Source organism: Ramlibacter sp. PS4R-6 (assembly GCF_037572775.1).
Classification (GTDB): Bacteria; Pseudomonadota; Gammaproteobacteria; order Burkholderiales; family Burkholderiaceae_C; genus Ramlibacter.
The window spans coordinates 1,775,629-1,790,452 of sequence record NZ_JBBHKA010000001.1 but is presented as its reverse complement, the minus strand read 5'-3'; the positions used below and the strand labels follow the sequence as shown (position 1 = coordinate 1,790,452).

16 protein-coding genes are annotated in these 14,824 nt (G+C 69.8%); 10 read left to right on the top strand and 6 right to left on the bottom strand.

Translation table 11 applies throughout. The annotated features are described in order from the left end of the window. Positions 1–2: 2 nt before the first annotated feature. From WG903_RS08735 to WG903_RS08725, 3 genes are read right to left on the bottom strand one after another with little or no spacing between them, the layout of a single operon-like run. Complete coding sequence (locus tag WG903_RS08735; RefSeq protein WP_340074343.1) at positions 3–152, bottom strand: stereocilin; 150 nt, start codon at positions 150–152, stop codon at positions 3–5. Positions 153–160: 8 nt separating this feature from the next. After that, positions 161–313, bottom strand: a complete 153-nt coding sequence (locus WG903_RS08730) for a hypothetical protein (protein WP_340074341.1) — start codon at positions 311–313, stop codon at positions 161–163. A gap of 6 nt (positions 314–319) precedes the next feature. Then, on the bottom strand, positions 320–604 hold the full coding sequence (locus tag WG903_RS08725) for a hypothetical protein (protein ID WP_340074339.1): 285 nt from the start codon (positions 602–604) through the stop codon (positions 320–322). Positions 605–742: 138 nt separating this feature from the next. On the opposite strand from WG903_RS08725, the gene WG903_RS08720 reads away from it, so the two are divergent. From WG903_RS08720 to WG903_RS08680, 9 genes are all read left to right on the top strand, one after another. Beyond that, a complete protein-coding gene (locus tag WG903_RS08720; protein ID WP_340074337.1) occupies positions 743–1,903 on the top strand; it encodes an acyltransferase family protein in 1,161 nt (386 codons plus the stop codon). A 259-nt stretch (positions 1,904–2,162) separates the two neighbouring features. After that, positions 2,163–2,516 carry a hypothetical protein gene (locus tag WG903_RS08715; protein ID WP_340074335.1) on the top strand — a complete coding sequence of 118 codons (354 nt, stop codon included), beginning with the start codon at positions 2,163–2,165 and terminating at the stop codon, positions 2,514–2,516. Beyond that, positions 2,513–4,009, top strand: a complete 1,497-nt coding sequence (locus WG903_RS08710; RefSeq protein WP_340074333.1) for an oligosaccharide flippase family protein — start codon at positions 2,513–2,515, stop codon at positions 4,007–4,009. The genes WG903_RS08715 and WG903_RS08710 overlap by 4 nt, the downstream gene beginning before the upstream one ends. Continuing rightward, the gene (locus WG903_RS08705) at positions 4,006–5,343 is read left to right on the top strand and encodes an O-antigen ligase family protein (protein WP_340074331.1); all 1,338 of its coding nucleotides are present in this window, start codon (positions 4,006–4,008) and stop codon (positions 5,341–5,343) included. The genes WG903_RS08710 and WG903_RS08705 overlap by 4 nt, the downstream gene beginning before the upstream one ends. Beyond that, on the top strand, positions 5,340–6,305 hold the full coding sequence (locus WG903_RS08700; protein ID WP_340074329.1) for a glycosyltransferase family 2 protein: 966 nt from the start codon (positions 5,340–5,342) through the stop codon (positions 6,303–6,305). The genes WG903_RS08705 and WG903_RS08700 overlap by 4 nt, the downstream gene beginning before the upstream one ends. Then, complete coding sequence (locus WG903_RS08695; protein ID WP_340074327.1) at positions 6,302–7,345, top strand: glycosyltransferase family 2 protein; 1,044 nt, start codon at positions 6,302–6,304, stop codon at positions 7,343–7,345. Before WG903_RS08700 ends, WG903_RS08695 begins: the two co-directional genes overlap by 4 nt. Positions 7,346–7,353: 8 nt before the next feature. Next, entirely contained in the window at positions 7,354–8,535 is a 1,182-nt protein-coding gene (locus WG903_RS08690; protein WP_340074325.1) for a glycosyltransferase family 4 protein, read from the top strand. Beyond that, positions 8,532–10,223, top strand: a complete 1,692-nt coding sequence (locus WG903_RS08685; protein ID WP_340074323.1) for a GMC family oxidoreductase — start codon at positions 8,532–8,534, stop codon at positions 10,221–10,223. The genes WG903_RS08690 and WG903_RS08685 overlap by 4 nt, the downstream gene beginning before the upstream one ends. Further along, positions 10,223–11,152 (top strand): NAD-dependent epimerase/dehydratase family protein, encoded by a 930-nt coding sequence (locus WG903_RS08680; RefSeq protein WP_340074320.1) that lies wholly within the window; start codon positions 10,223–10,225, stop codon positions 11,150–11,152. The genes WG903_RS08685 and WG903_RS08680 overlap by 1 nt, the downstream gene beginning before the upstream one ends. On the opposite strand, the gene WG903_RS08675 is transcribed toward WG903_RS08680, so the two are convergent. Further along, complete coding sequence (locus WG903_RS08675) at positions 11,121–11,897, bottom strand: hypothetical protein (RefSeq protein ID WP_340074318.1); 777 nt, start codon at positions 11,895–11,897, stop codon at positions 11,121–11,123. The genes WG903_RS08680 and WG903_RS08675 overlap by 32 nt on opposite strands. A 59-nt stretch (positions 11,898–11,956) precedes the next feature. Between WG903_RS08675 and WG903_RS08670 the strand changes: the two genes are divergently transcribed. Continuing rightward, on the top strand, positions 11,957–12,148 hold the full coding sequence (locus WG903_RS08670; protein ID WP_340074316.1) for a 4-oxalocrotonate tautomerase: 192 nt from the start codon (positions 11,957–11,959) through the stop codon (positions 12,146–12,148). Positions 12,149–12,277: 129 nt separating this feature from the next. Here the strand turns inward: WG903_RS08670 and WG903_RS08665 are convergent, their stop codons facing one another. Together WG903_RS08665 and WG903_RS08660 are read right to left on the bottom strand one after the other, a co-directional pair. Next, positions 12,278–12,766, bottom strand: a complete 489-nt coding sequence (locus WG903_RS08665; RefSeq protein WP_340074314.1) for a GNAT family N-acetyltransferase — start codon at positions 12,764–12,766, stop codon at positions 12,278–12,280. Between the two features lie 112 nt (positions 12,767–12,878). Then, positions 12,879–14,792 (bottom strand): potassium transporter Kup, encoded by a 1,914-nt coding sequence (locus WG903_RS08660; RefSeq protein WP_340074312.1) that lies wholly within the window; start codon positions 14,790–14,792, stop codon positions 12,879–12,881. Positions 14,793–14,824: the final 32 nt, after the last annotated feature.

Genomic DNA, 14,824 nt, shown 5'->3' with positions numbered 1-14,824 from the left:
CCTCAAAGGGTGGGCGGTTTCGCGTGCGGGTCGTCGGCGTCCGGCGGCAGGGTCGGCGCGAATTCGGGTTCGACCGGCAGGTGCGAGGGATTGGGGGCCGAGGGTTCGGAATCCGGCGCCGCCGGCTCGGGCTCGACGGGATGGGTGGCCATCGCCGCGCCTAGAAGTCGCTCTTGTCCGGCAGCACCGGCTCGCCCGGCGGTTTCTGCGCGGTGGAAGCCTCGTCCTTGCCCGGCGGCGAGAAGCCGTCGTCCAGCACCGGCTCGTTCGGCTGCGTGCTGTGCAGGCTGGGGTCGACGTCGTAGGGGATCACGACGGCTCAGTGGTTGTCTTCGGTTTCCTGCGCGAGCCGCTGCGCCTCGCGGCGCACCACGGTGCTCGGCTCGTGCGTGAAGGGCAGGCGCGGCAGCCCGATGAGGGCCTGCAGGTGCGCGTGCGCGCGGTCCATGTCGGCGCCGATCATCGCCAGGGCCACCTCGTGGCCGGGCTCGTTGCGCGCGATCTCCAGGTACGCCGCGCGCAGGCGCTGGTAGTCGCCCTCGGCCCGCTGCACTTCCTGCTGCAGGGCCTGGACGCGCGCATGTTCGCTGCGGCTGTAACGCATGGTCTTCTCCATTCCAACCCAATGTAGGCAGCCCGACATTTCGCAGGTGTAGGACAAGGACGCCACAGCCCGAAGGAGCCAGGGCCGCACCCGGGCACGGGTGAACGGTGGAAGAATCGTTTCGCAACCGCAATGCACATGCAGGCCCCCCCGCGCACGACCAACCGTTTCGAAGCCCTCGATGGCTGGCGGGGCGTGTGCGCGTGCCTCGTGGTGCTCTTCCACTTCCACGGCTACAGCCCGCTGTACACGAACGCCCTCGTGCGCCACAGCTACCTGTTCGTCGATTTCTTCTTCGTGCTCTCGGGTTTCGTCATCGCGTGGAACTACCAGACGCGCCTGGACGACTGGCAGGGCGTGCGCCGCTTCCTCATCCTGCGCTTGGGGCGCGTGTACCCGCTGCACCTGTTCATGCTGCTGTGTTTCGTCGCCTTCGAGACGCTGCGTGCGCTGGCGCACTCGGACGGCGTGTTCACCGGCCCCAATTCGCCCTCGGCGGTCATCAGCAACCTGTTCCTGCTGCAAAGCATGGGCGTGCACGACAGCCTCACGTGGAACGGGCCCGCCTGGTCGATCAGCACCGAGATGTGGACCTATGTGGCGTTCGCGCTGGTGTGCGCGTGGCTGGGCATGCGCAACTGGATGCTGCTGGCAACGGCCCTCGTCGCGCCGCTCGCGCTCGCGGCGCTGTCGAAGTCGGGCATGGACACCACCTTCGACTGGGGCTTCATCCGCTGCATCTTCGGCTTCGCGCTGGGCGTGGCCTGCTGCCGCATCTACGCGCTGGTCGCGCCGTATGCGCACTCGCCCGGGCGCGCGACCATGACCATGGTCGAGGTGGCGATCGTCTTTGCGGTCGTCGCCTTCGTCGCCGCCGCGGGCACTTCACCGATGTCGTTCATGGCGCCTTTCGTCTTCGCGGCCGCCGTGCTCATCTTCGCGGCCGAAGGCGGCCTGGTCAGCCGCATCTTCCACTCGCGCCCGCTCAAATGGCTGGGCACGGTGTCCTACTCGATCTACCTCACGCACTTCTTCTTCGTGCTCATCCTGCCGATGGTGGTCAAGCGCGTGACGCACCTGGACCTGTGGACGGCGATGCCGCTGCCCGACGGTCAATGGACCATGGCGTACGGCCGCAACGGCCTCGAAGGCACGTTCTTCTACTTGCTCGTCGTGGCGATGACGCTCGCGGGCAGCGCGCTGACCTACCGTTACGTGGAAGTTCCGGGCCGCGAGTGGACCCGCCGCTGGCTCGCGCGGCCGCAGGTTTCCACGCAGGTGCAGGCCGCCAATCCCTGAGCGGAAAGGGCGCCGTGTGCGCCCTGTCACCAACCCCCGATTTGTCGTCGGCGGAGGGGGGGCAAAGAGGCAGCAGTCCTACAGGGCGCGCCGCTGAGGCTCCCTACCATCCGTGCACCGCAGCAAGCACATGCGCAGGACCCGCGCCAACGCCATGTTTTCCCTCCCGAAAACCTGCATAGCTCCATCGGGCCAACAGTGCGCCGCACGTGAAATACGTGACGCAGAATCGATCGCAAACCTTGCCAGGAGAGTAATGATGCAACGCGAAGTCACAGCCATCGTGCTCTGCATTCTTGCGCAAGCCGCAGCCGCCCAATGTGTCGCGACGCCGGCCTCCACCGAGGCGCAGGCGACGCCCATCGTGAACGTTTCCGCGCGCACCGCGCAGGCACCGCAGAATGCAGCCCGCCCCGGCGGGGAATTGATCAAGGCCGCCGCCGCCGGCACGCGCGACGACGCGCCGCCCGCGGCGCGCGACTCCGTCTCCGCCCGCGGCGCGCAGCAGCCCGGCGACGACCACCCGCACCGCGGCGGCGCCGCGATGCTCCTTGCCGCTTTGGCGCTGATGTCGGGCATCGCCCTTCGTCGTTACGGCTCACGAGACGCATGACCCACGCCGCAGTCGCGGCGCTCGCCGAACGCGCGCTCAAGTGGAGTGCGTTGACGACGGTCGCCCGCTTCGTCCTCCAGTTCGCCGCCCAGGTGGCGCTCGCGCGCCTGCTCGGGCCGGGCAACTTCGGCGTGTACGGCATCGGCCTGGCCGTGCTCACCTTCGTCGGGTTCCTGTCGGGCGCGAGCTTCAGCTACAGCCTGATGCTGCAGCCCGCGGTGACGAAGGAGGACATCCGCTTCTCGTTCACGTGGCAGATGATCGCGGGCCTGGCTTCCGCCGCCGCGATGTTCGCCGCCGCACCGTGGCTCGCGCGCTTCTTCGGCGACGCGCGCGTCGAGGGCATGGTGCAGCTGCTGTCGCTGGCCAGCCTGTTCATGGCCGCCGCGGCGCCCGCCACCTACCTGCTGCAGCGTGACCTGGACTTCCGCCGCCTCGGCCTGATCCAGCTGTGGAGCTACGCCGCCGGCTACCTCGCGGTCGGCGTGCCCATGGCGCTGCAAGGCTACGGCGCGACCGCGCTCGGGGTTGCGTGCGTCGTGCAGGCCGGCGTCGCGCTGGTGCTCACCTACCGCGCCAAGCCGCACCCGGTGAAGCCGCTCTTCCGTCACGAGCACGGCGGCGAGGCGCTGTCCACCGGCAAGGCCGTGTTCCTCACCAACGTGGTGAACTGGCTGCTGGGCAACCTGGACCGCGTGATCATCGGCCGAGTCCTCAACGCGCACGCCGTCGGCATCTTCACGCTGGCGTACAACCTCGCGTCCATCCCCAACCAGCTGCTGGTCGGCGCGCTGCAGCCGGCCTTCGTCGCCACCGGCGCCAAGCTGCAGGACGACCGCGCGCGGCTCGCGCAGGGCTGGGTGCTGGCGATCGCGTGCATCCTGGTGCTCGCGATGCCCGCCGCCGTCGTGATGGCGATGCTGTCGTGGGACCTCGTGCGGCTGCTCTACGGCGTGCAATGGCTGGAATCGGCCTGGGTGCTGGCCGTGATGTTCCTGTGCCTGCCCGCGTGGGCCTGCTGGGGCCTGTCGACGCCGGTGCTGTGGAACACCAACCGGCGCGAGTACGAATACCGCCTGCAGCTGCCGCTGCTGGCGCTGGCCGCGCCCGCTTGGTGGTATTTCGCGCCGGGCGGCGTGCGCGGCATCGCCACCGTCTCGTGCGTCGTGATCTTCGCGCGCGCCATCGTGATCGTCGCCGCGACGCTGCGCGCGCTCGACCTGCGCTGGAGCGTGCTCGCGCGTGACCTGGGCCGCGGCGTGGGCCTGTCGGTGCTGTGCGCGCTGGCCGTCTTCACGGCGCAGGAAGTTTCCTCGTGGACGGCTTCGCCGCTCGTGGCCCTCTTCGCCGGCGGCATCGCCGCGGGGCTCGCGATGCTGGCCGTCCTTGTCTTCAAGCCGGAAGCGCTCGGCCGCGATGCGCAGACGGCCCTGTCGCGCGTGGTGCCGGTGTTCGGCCCGCGCCTGGCCCCCCGGGGTGGAACCGCCGCATGAAACTGCTTCGAGAAAACGGCTACATGAACTGGGTGCTGCCCCTGATGCTGGGGTTCGCCGCCGTCGACGTGCTGCTGTCGGGACGCGACCTGTCGATGGTCTTCGCCGAACTGGCCGGCATGGCGCAGGGCAGCCGCTCGGCGCTGATGCCCTGGCTGCAGCGCGCGCTGTCGGTGGTGCTGCTGCTCATCTCCATCGAGCGCATCGCCTACCACTTCGGCCATCGCCGCCCCGTGCCGTCGCTGCCCCTGGCCTGGACCTACGTCGCCTACTGGGCGTGCACGGTCGCCTCGCCGGCGCTGCTGGGCGCGCACAAGCAGGTGTCGCACGAGTACACGTACGCGCTGGTCATCGGCTTCGCCGCGCTGCTGGTCACCACGCAGGAGATCGGCAAGGTCGTCGACACGGTGCGCAGCACGCTGTTCGCGCTGCTGCTCCTGAGCGTGGTGCTGGTGCCGCTGTGGCCCACGCTGGTGCTCGACGAGTCGTACACGCAGGGCCTGTTGCCCGGCGTGCCGCGCCTGGGCGGCGTCGCGCCGCACCCGGTGGCCATGGGCATGTACGCGCAGATGGCCTTGCTGCTGCTGTGGGCGCGCCCCTACGGCACCAAGTGGGTCAACGTGATGGCCTGGGTGCTGGGGCTGGGCGTGCTCTTCTTCGCGCAGTCGAAGACGGCCTGGATCGCTTTCATGCTTTGCTCGATGACGATGTTCACGATCCGCAATGCGCCGACGATGTGGAAGCGCCTGTCCGACCCGCGCGAAGGCGCCTTCGGCATCGCCGTGTGCCTGATGGTGATGGTGGCCGGCGCCGCGGTGCTGGCCCTCGCGCTCTTCGCCGACATCGGCGGCGTGGTCAAGGGCTTCCTCGACACCGACCAGGGCGCACAGCTCATGACGATGACCGGCCGCGACCAGATCTGGGCGGTGGCCTGGGAACAGTGGAGCTCGCACAAGCTGTTCGGCTACGGCCCGGGCCTCTTCGACGACGAATTCCGCATGGCCATCGGCATGCCCAACGCGACCAACGCGCACAACCAGTTCATGGACACCCTCGCCCGCTCCGGCAGCGTCGGCGCGCTCGCCCTCGTCGCCTACTCCCTCGTGCTGCTCGGCCTGTCGCTCAAGTACGCGCGCCGCACCGGCGGCCTGAGCGTGGCGCTGTTCATCGCGCTGGCCCTGCGCGCGATGAGCGAAGTGCCGCTGATGCTCTTCGGCTACGGCATCGAGCTGGTCGGCCACCTGCTGCTGGTGGTGACGCTCTCCGCCGCCGCGTCGATGAACGTGCCGCAACCGGCGCCGCGCGCGCGGCCCGCCTACGGGGTGCCCGCATGAAATTCTCCGTCGTCATCCCGCTGTACAACAAGGCGCGCTACATCGAGGCGGCCGTGCGTTCGGCGCTGGCCCAGTCCACGCCGGTGCACGAGGTCATCGTCGTGGACGACGGCTCCACCGACGGCAGCGCCGAGATCGTCGAAGGCATCGGCGACGCGCGCGTGCGCGTGGTGCGCCAGAAGAACGCCGGCGTCTCCGCCGCGCGCAACCACGGCATCGAGCTGGCCACGGGCGACTGGATCGCCTTCCTCGACGCCGACGACTGGCAGCACCCCGAGTACCTGGCGCACCTGGTCAAGGCGCACCTGGCGTGCCCCGAGGCCGACATGCTCGCCACCGGCTTCGTGAAGATGGATTCCGCCACCTCCGAACCCGACGCATGGGTCCTGCCCGAAGCCTTCTGCGAGATCGAGCTGGTGGACGACCTGCGCACGCGCTGGATGCGCAACCATCCCTTCTTCACCAGCAGCGTCGCCGTGCGGGCGTCGCGGCTGAAGGCGATGCAGCCGTGCTTCGCGGTGGGCGAATCGTTCGGCGAGGACCTGGACGTGTGGTTCCGCGTCGCCGACGAAACGCCCCTGGCGCTGGTGCACGCGCCGCTGGCCGCCTACCGCATGGACGTGGCCGGTTCGCTGACGGGCAAGGGCCGCTTCGACACGCTCGCGCCCTTCCTGCACCGCATGCGCGACCGCGCGCTGCGTGGCGAGATTCCGGCGCGCCACCGCCACTCGGCGCTGTGGTTCGTGGCGCAGCAGAGCATCACCATCGCGCGCGACGCACTGGCCGCCGGCAAGCGCCGCGAGGCGCTCAAGTGGCTGTGGGACGCGCGCTATGCCGCCACGGGCCGCCGCTGGCAGATCACGTTCTGCATGCTGATGGTGCCGGCGCAGTTGGCCGGCGCCTGGCAGCGCTGGCGCCTGCGTGCCGCCGAAGCCTTCGCGCAGCAGGGGACGCTCCCATGACCATGTGCACCGTCTCCATCGTCATCAAGGCGCTGAACGAAGAGAAGAACATCGCCGCCGCCATCGAAAGCAGCCTGGCCGCCGTGGCGCGCGTGGGCGGCGAGGTGATCCTGGCCGACAGCTGCTCGAGCGACCGCACGGTGGAGCTCGCCTCGCAGTACCCGATCCGCATCGTGCAGTTCGCCAACGCGGCCGAGCGCTGCTGCGGCGCCGGCCCGCAACTGGGCTACCAGCACGCACGCGGCGAGTACGTCTACATCCTCGACGGCGACATGAAGATGGTCGAGGGCTTCCTCGAGGAAGCCCTCTCGTTCCTCGCGCAGCACCCCGAAGCGGGCGGCGTCAGCGGCCGGCTGGTCGAGCTGAATACCGAAAGCCTCGAATATCGCGAGCGCGCCCTGCGCAACCATTCGCACCTGCAGCCCGGCGAGGTGGACCGCCTCGACGGCGGCGGCCTGTACCGGCGCCTGGCGATCGAGGAGTCGGGCTACTTCTGCGACCGCAACCTGCACAGCTACGAGGAATTCGACGTCGGCGCGCGGCTGCGGGCCATGGGCTGGAAGCTGTTCCGCCTGCCGGTGCCCTCGGTCACGCACTACGGCCACGACGCCCCGCCTTATGCGCTGCTGCGCCGCCGCTGGCGCTCCAAGTACGTCTGCGGCCTGGGCGAGCTGGTGCGCGGCGCCATCGGCCGCCCGCACCTGAAGCTGGTGCTGCGCAACCTGCGCGAGCTGCGCATCTACACCGCCGTGCTCGTGTGGTGGGCGGTGCTGGCCAGCGTCCTCTTCTGGCCCATCCCCCTGGCCGCGCGCGCGATCGCCTTCGCCGCGATCGCCGCCTTCCCCTTCGCCGCGATGGCCGTGAAGAAACGGTCCATCGCCCGCGCCACCTACTCCGTGGTGTCGTGGTGCTTCAACGCCGCCGGCCTCGTGCAGGGCCTCCTGCGCCGCCGCGTGCCGCCGCGCTCGCGCATCGCCAGCGTGGTGCTGCACGAACCGCCGCAGGTCACCGAAGCCGAACGCCGCCAGAGCCACGCCTGAACCCCGAAATGACCCAACCGACCCCCATCGATACCGAAACCCTCGTGCTGCCGGCGCAGGCCGCGCACACCGATCGCTTCATCTACATCGCCGTGCCCTGGTCGCCGGCGGGCGGCGGCATGTACAAGGTGGCCGACTACCTGATCCAGGCGCAGGCGCCCGACACCCCCGAGCACGCCGCGCAGCTGCGCCCGCTCGACACGCGCGGGCCCGGGAAGGCGTGGACGTCCTTCATCTCGCTGGGCAAGGCGCTCTGGCAGATCGCCCGCGGCAAGCTCTCGGGCGGCCTGGCCGGCGTGCACGTCAACATGGCCGAGCGCCTGTCGATGGTGCGCAAGGGCCTGATCGTCACGACCTGCTTCGTGCTGCGCGTGCCCGTGGTCATCCACCTGCATGCGCAGACCAAGACCTTCTACCGCTCCCTGCCGCTCTTCGCGCAGGACGTGGTGCGCTGGATGTTCTCGCTGGCTTCCACCGTGATCGTCATCGGCTCCGGCCCGCGCAAGTTCGTCGTCGAGGAGCTCGGCGTGAACCCGAAGAAGGTGGACATCGTGATCAACGGCGTGCCCGGCCCGGCGCAGGCGCCCGAGCGCCGGATCGCCGCCGACGGCATCCGCCGCGCGCTGTTCGTGGGGCGCCTGTGCGAACCCAAGGGCGTGTCGGACCTGCTGCAGGCTCTGGCCCTCGCGCCGCTGGACCGCGAGAAGGTCGAAGTCACGCTGGCCGGCAACGGCGACATCGCGCGCTACGAAACCATGGCCAACGCGCTGGGCATCTCCTCCTTCGTGAAGTTCGCGGGCTGGTGCGACCAGGAGAAGGTGGACGAGCTGCTGGCGAAGTCCGACCTGCTGGTGCTGCCCTCGCACGACGAGGTGCTCCCGCTGGTGGTGCTGGAGGCGCTGGGCCGCGGCGTCGCCGTGGTGTGCACGCCGGTGGGCGAACTGCCCACGGTGCTCACCGACGGCGAGAACGCCTGCTTCGTGCCCGTCGGCGATGCGGGCAAGCTCGCCGAGACGCTGGGCACCGTGCTGAACGACGACGAGCGGCTGCTGCGCCTGGGCCGCGCAGGCCGCCGCCTGTACGAGCAGCAGTTCTCGCTTCAGCGCTTCTTCACCAGCGTCTCGCGCGTGCACCAGCGCCACTTCGGCATCTCGGGGCACCTGCCGCAGGCGCAGGAGCTGGCCGAGTGATCCAGGATGCGAACGGCATCGGCAACGGGACGCGGCTGAAGGCCGACGTCTGCATCGTCGGCGCCGGCGCGGCCGGCATCTCGCTGGCGCTGTCGCTGTCCGGCCAGGGGCTGGACATCGTGCTGCTCGAATCCGGGCAGGTCGACCTGCACGCGGCCACGCAGTCGCTCTACGACGGCGAAGTCGCCGACGAGAAGCTGCACAGCCCGCCCGACAAGTACCGCCAGCGCCGCTTCGGCGGCTCCACGGCGATCTGGGGCGGCCGCTGCATGCCCTTCGACGCCATCGACTTCGAGAAGCGCGCCTGGGTGCCCGGCAGCGGGTGGCCGATCTCGATCGACGAGCTGGCGCCCTTCTATCCCGAGGCCAACAAGCTCGCCGAGGCGGGCCGTTTCGCGTACACCGACAAGGACGCGTTCGGCGACGTGCCGCCCATGTTCCGCGGCTTCGAGAGCAGCGTGGTGCGCACCGACGGCCTGGAGCGCTTTTCCTGCCCGACCCACTTCGGCCACCGCTACGCGCGCCGACTGCGCGTGGCCAGCGACATCCGCGTGCTACTGGGCGCCAATTGCACGGGCCTGAAACTGGTGCCGCATGGCCGCACGGTGCGCGAAGTCGAGGTGACGACGCTGGAAGGCACGCGCTTTTTCATCGAGGCGCGCAGCACCGTGATCGCGGCCGGCGGGCTGGAGACGGCGCGCCTGTTGCTCGCCTCCAACGACGTCGCCCCGGCGGGCATCGGCAACGAACACGACGTGGTCGGCCGCTACTACATGTGCCACATCGCGGGCAACGTCGGCTCGCTCGTGATCCACGGGCCCACCGCCAACGTGCGCCACGGCTACGAGGTCTCGCCCGAAGGCATCTACTGCCGCCGCCGCATCGCCATCCGCGAGGACGAGCAGCGCCGCCACGGCCTGGCCAACGCGGTCGCGCGGCTGCACTTCCCGCGCATCACCGACCCGCGCCACCGCAACGGCGTGTTGTCGGGCCTGTTCCTCGCGCGCAAGTTCATCAGCTACGAATACGGCAAGCGGCTGAACGACGGCACCGAGCCCACGCTGGGCCTGCATGCGCGGCACCTGTGGAACGTGGTGTCCGACCCCATCGACACCTGCGGGTTCCTGGCGCACTGGATCACCAAGCGCACGCTGGCCGACCGCAAGTTCCCCTCGGTCATCCTGCGCAACCGCAGCAACCGCTTCAGCCTGGAGATGCACGGCGAGCAGATCCCGCGCGCGCACAGCCGGGTGACCCTGGGCGGCAAGTGCGACACGCTCGGCCTGCCGCAGCTGCGCGTGGACTGGAACTACGGCAGCGACGACATCGAGTCGGTGCGCCGCACGCTGGACCTCATCGCGCAGGAAGTGAAGCGCACGGGCGTGGGCGAGCTCACCTACGACGCGGCGACGCTGGAAGAAGACCTGATGCGCTTCGGCGCCTACGGCGGCCACCACATCGGCACGGCGCGCATGGGCAGCGACCCGCGCACCAGCGTGGTTGACGCCAACTGCCGCGTGCACTCGGTGAACAACCTGTACGTGGCCGGCAGCGCGGCCTTCCCCACTTCGAGCCAGGCCAACCCCACGCTCACGCTCATCGCGCTGTCGCTGCGGCTGGGCCGGCACCTGGGCGAGCGCCTGTCGCGCAAGGCCGTGGCGGTCGTGGGCGAAGAGGTGCTGGCGTGATGAAGGTTCTCGTCCTCGGCGGCACGGGCTACATCGGCGCGCGCCTGGCCGCGCTGCTGGAGCAAGCGGGCGGGGCCACGCCCGTGGTCGCGTCGCGCCGCAGCGGCATCGACACGACCGACCTCGATTCGATGGCCCGCGCCCTGCAAGGCATGGACGCGGTGGTGAACTGCGTGGCCGGCAGCGCCGAAGCCATCGCGCAGGGCGCGCGCGTGCTGGTGCAGGCGGCCGAGCGCTCGGGCCGCCCGCGCATCGTGCATTTGTCGACGATGTCGGTGTACGGCGCGCTCGAAGGCGAGGTGACCGAAGCCTCGCCCCGCGACCCGTCGATCGGGTGGTACGCGAAGGCCAAGTGCGAGGCCGAGGACATCATCGCCGACTACGAAGGCGAGGCCGTCATGCTGCGCCCCGGCTGCGTGTGGGGCCCCGGCAGCGAGCTGTGGGTGGGCCGCATCGGCCGGCTCCTGCGCGCGGGGCGCCTGGGCGACCTGGGCGCGGCGGGCGACGGGTGGTCCAATTTGGTCGCGGTCGACGACGTGTGCCAGGCGGTCATCGCGTCGCTGCGCATCGCCGCGACACCCGGCACGCCGCGTGTCTTCAACCTGGCCGCGCCCGACAGCCCGCGCTGGAACGACTACTTCACCGACCTCGCGCTCGCCATCGGCGCGACGCCCGTGCCGCGCCTGTCGGCGCGCCGCGTCAAGCTGGATGCGAAGCTGCTCGGCCCGCCGCTGAAAGTGGCGGAGATCGTCCTGAAGAAAGCGGGGCGCGCGACGAAGGCACTGCCCGACCCGTTGCCGCCGGGGCTGCTGGGCGTGTTCGAGCGCCACCTGCACCTGCGCGGCGAGCTCGCGCAGCGCGAGCTCGGCATCGCGTACACGCCCTACGCGAGCGTGCTCACTGCCGCGACATCGTGTACGTGCCCTTGACGCCGCGCTCGCGGTCGTCCCAGGTCACCTTCATCTTCTCGCCGTCGGGCGACACCACCAGGGTGTTGACCCAGATGACCTTGTTGCCGCGGTAGCTGGTTTCTTCCCAGGTGCTGCCGCCCTTGTAGCGCACCGAGACCATGTCCGTGCCCGGGCTGTTCTTGACCGGCACGCGCGTGCCGTCCAGCGGCGCGTCGTAGCTCATGCCGTCGGAGCCGTTCATGCTCAGGACGCCCGCCGCGGTCTTGAAGGTGGACGTCTCGTCGCTCAGCCACTCGTAGTTGGAGAACTTCCACGTGCCGGAAATCGGGTGTGCCTCCTTCGGCGGCGGCCCCACGCGCGTGAGCTTCTCGGTGCTGCTGCTGGAGGAGCCATTGGCCTCCTGGTACCGCATCTCGCGCAACATCGTCTTGCCGTCCGCCGACACCGATACCTTGCCCGTGGACAGCACACGGCCGCCCTTGCGCGCGGTCATCTCCACGGCGGCGTCGTCGATGACCTTGACGGCCATGGAATCGAGGTAGGGATTGCCCGGCACGGGCTGGTCGGCGCCGTCGGCCTTCACCTTCAGCTTGGGCGCGCACGTGAAGCAGGTGTACTGGCCGTCCTTGAGCAGGTAGCTGGAGGGCTTGCTGGGTGCCGTGAAGGAGCGCGCGTCCGTCTTCCACACGCCGTCGATGTGACCTTGCGCGTGCGACAGCCAGGGGAATGCCGCGGCCGCGAGCATCCACAGGTACTTCTTCATTCCGTCCGACCCCTCTGCCATGGGCACAATCGAGGCATTTATACACCCGAGGAGCCGCCATGCCCACCTTGCGCGTCGAACTGATGGAAGGACGCACCGTCGAACAGAAACGCGAGCTGACCACCGCGCTCACGCAGGCTTGCGTCGAGGTGCTGAAGTGCCAGCCGCAGGCCGTGGACATCCTGTTCTACGACATCAAGCGCCACGACTGGGCCACGGGCGGCGAGCTCTGGTCGGACAAGAAGTCCTAGGCGGAAATGCGAAAGGGGGCCGCAGCCCCCTTTCGTCGCAGTTGCCATGTCTCGCTTGTTCTTGGGCGCGATTCTGCGCCGAACGCGCACGCGCCACAAGTGCCGGCGTTGCTTGGATGCTGCACCAGGTCAGCCCAGGCGTTTCGCCATCTCGTTGGTGGCGTTCCAGCCGAGCGCGTCGTAGAGCGGCCGCCCTGCGTCGGTGGCATGCAGCGTGCAGTAGTCGATGCCACGCGCACGCATCTCGCTTTCGACGGCGCGCATGAGCGCCTTGGCGCAGCCGGCGCCGCGGAATTCCGGCTCGACGAACACGTTCAGCACGTACCCGCGCCGCGCCTGGTCCGGATGGAAAGTGTGCGGCGGCCAATCCAGCTCGATGAAGCCGGCGCCGCCGGCCGCGCGGCCGTCACGCTCGGCGATCCAGCCGACGTACGTGCCGGCGGCGAAGTGCCGCTGGAGCCACTCGCGGAACGGCGCCCGCATCTGCGCGACGAGCGCCGGTGCCCGGCCGGCTTCCAGGAACAGCTGCTCGCGATGGCGGCAGACCAGCTCGAGGTCGGATGTGCGCAGCGCCCGCAATTGCCACGCGGTTCGAAGGGTGTCGGTGCCGGCATCCATGGTGTGCGCCATTCTGGCGCGCGGCGGCGTGGCGGGGTGATGCATTGTTCGCATCACAGCGTTGACTTGCAGCAAAGGTCCGCCACACGCAGCGAGATCGGCTGAGCGGCCTTCACAGCTGCACGCGCGTGCCCAGCTCGATCACCGCGTTACCCGGGATGCCGAAGTAGTCCACCGCGCGGCCCGAATTGCGCGACATCGCCTCGAACAGGTTCTGGCGCCAGCGCGCCATGCCGGCCCGCGGGCGCGGCACGATGGTTTCGCGGCTGAGGAAGTACGACGTGGCGAACGGGTCTATCGCCAGCCCTTGCCCCGCGCACAGGGCCAGCGCCGCCGGCACGTCGGGCTTGTCCATGAAACCGAAATGCGCCGTGACCTGCCAGAAACCATGGCCGGCCTCGCGCAGCTCGATGCGCCGCTGCGCGGGGACATAGGGCTCCTCGTGGAATCGCAGCGTGAGGATGACGTTGCGCCGGTGCAGCACGAGGTTGTGCTTCATGTTGTGCAGCAGGGCCTGCGGCACGACGTCGGGCTCGGCCGACAGGAACACGGCCGTGCGATCGACGCGCAACACGTGCGAATCCACGCCGACCGCCGCGGCGAAGCCCGGCAGCGGGAGCAGTTCGTCTTTCATCGTCTCTCCCAGCAGGTGGCGGCCGCGGTTCCACGCCGCCATCAACACCAGCAGCGCGGCGGCGAGGACCACCGGGAACCAGCCGCCTTCGATGAATTTCGTCGCGCACGACACCACCAGCAACAGGTCGAGGGCGATGAAGAAGGCCGTCGCCGGCAGCGAAACCCACAGCGGGAAGCCCCAGGCGCGGCGCACGACGAACCACGTGAGCACCGTGGTGATCAGCATCGTGCCGGTCACCGCGATGCCGTAGGCGGAGGCCATCGCCGACGAGTTGCCGAAGCCCACGCAGGCCAGCACTACCGCCACGAGCAGCGCCCAGTTCACGAACGGGACATAGATCTGCCCGCGCTCGCGCTCCGAGGTGTGCACGACGCGCATCCGCGGCCACAGCCCCAGCTGGATGGCCTGCTGCGTCAGCGAATATGCGCCCGAGATCACGGCCTGCGACGCGATGATGGTCGCGGCGGTCGCGAGGACCACGGCCGGCACCAGCAGCGCCGGGGGGAAGGACAGGTAGAACGGGTTCTCCAGCGCTTTCGGGTCGCGCAGCAGCAGGGCGCCCTGCCCCGCGTAGTTGAGGGCGAGCGCCGGCAGCACGAGCGCGCTCCACGCGACGCGGATCGGGCGCTTGCCGAAATGGCCCATGTCCGCATAGAGCGCCTCGGCCCCCGTGATCGCCAGCACCACGGCGCCGACGGCCGCGAACAGGCCCCAGCCGCGCTCGGCGAGGAAGCGCCATGCATGGCGCGGATCGATGGCCGCCAGCACCTGCGGCGCCTGTGCGATCTGCCACGCGCCGACGGCGGCGATCACGGCGAACCACACCACCACGACCGGGCCGAAGAATCGCCCCACCACCGCCGTGCCGTGGCGCTGCGCCACGAACAGCGCCACCAGGATGCCGATCGAGATCGGCAGCACCCACGCCTTGAGCGCCGGCGTCGCGATCTCCAGGCCTTCGACCGCGCTCATCACCGAGATCGCGGGGGTCAGCACGCTGTCGCCATAGAACAGGCACGCGCCGAACGCGCCGAGCAGCAACAGCTTGCGCCGCAGCGCCGGCTGCTGCGCGACCGTGCGGGACGCGAGCGCCAGCAACGCCATGATGCCGCCCTCGCCTTCGTTGCTGGCGCGCATGATGAGCGCGACGTACTTCAGCGTCACCACGAGCATCAGCGCCCAGAAGATGACCGAGACGGCGCCGACGAGGGTCTGGGGATTGAGCGGCACGCCCGTAGCGGGCGAGAAGACTTCCTTGATGGTGTACAGCGGGCTGGTGCCGATGTCGCCATACACCACGCCGAGCGCCGCGAGGGTCAGCGCGGCGGTGCCTTGCCTCGCGGGCGAAGGTTCAGCGTGGGATGGGGGTAGTGCGGTTGCTGCGGCCATGGGGCGCCACGATGGCGCCCGCCGCGTAAAAA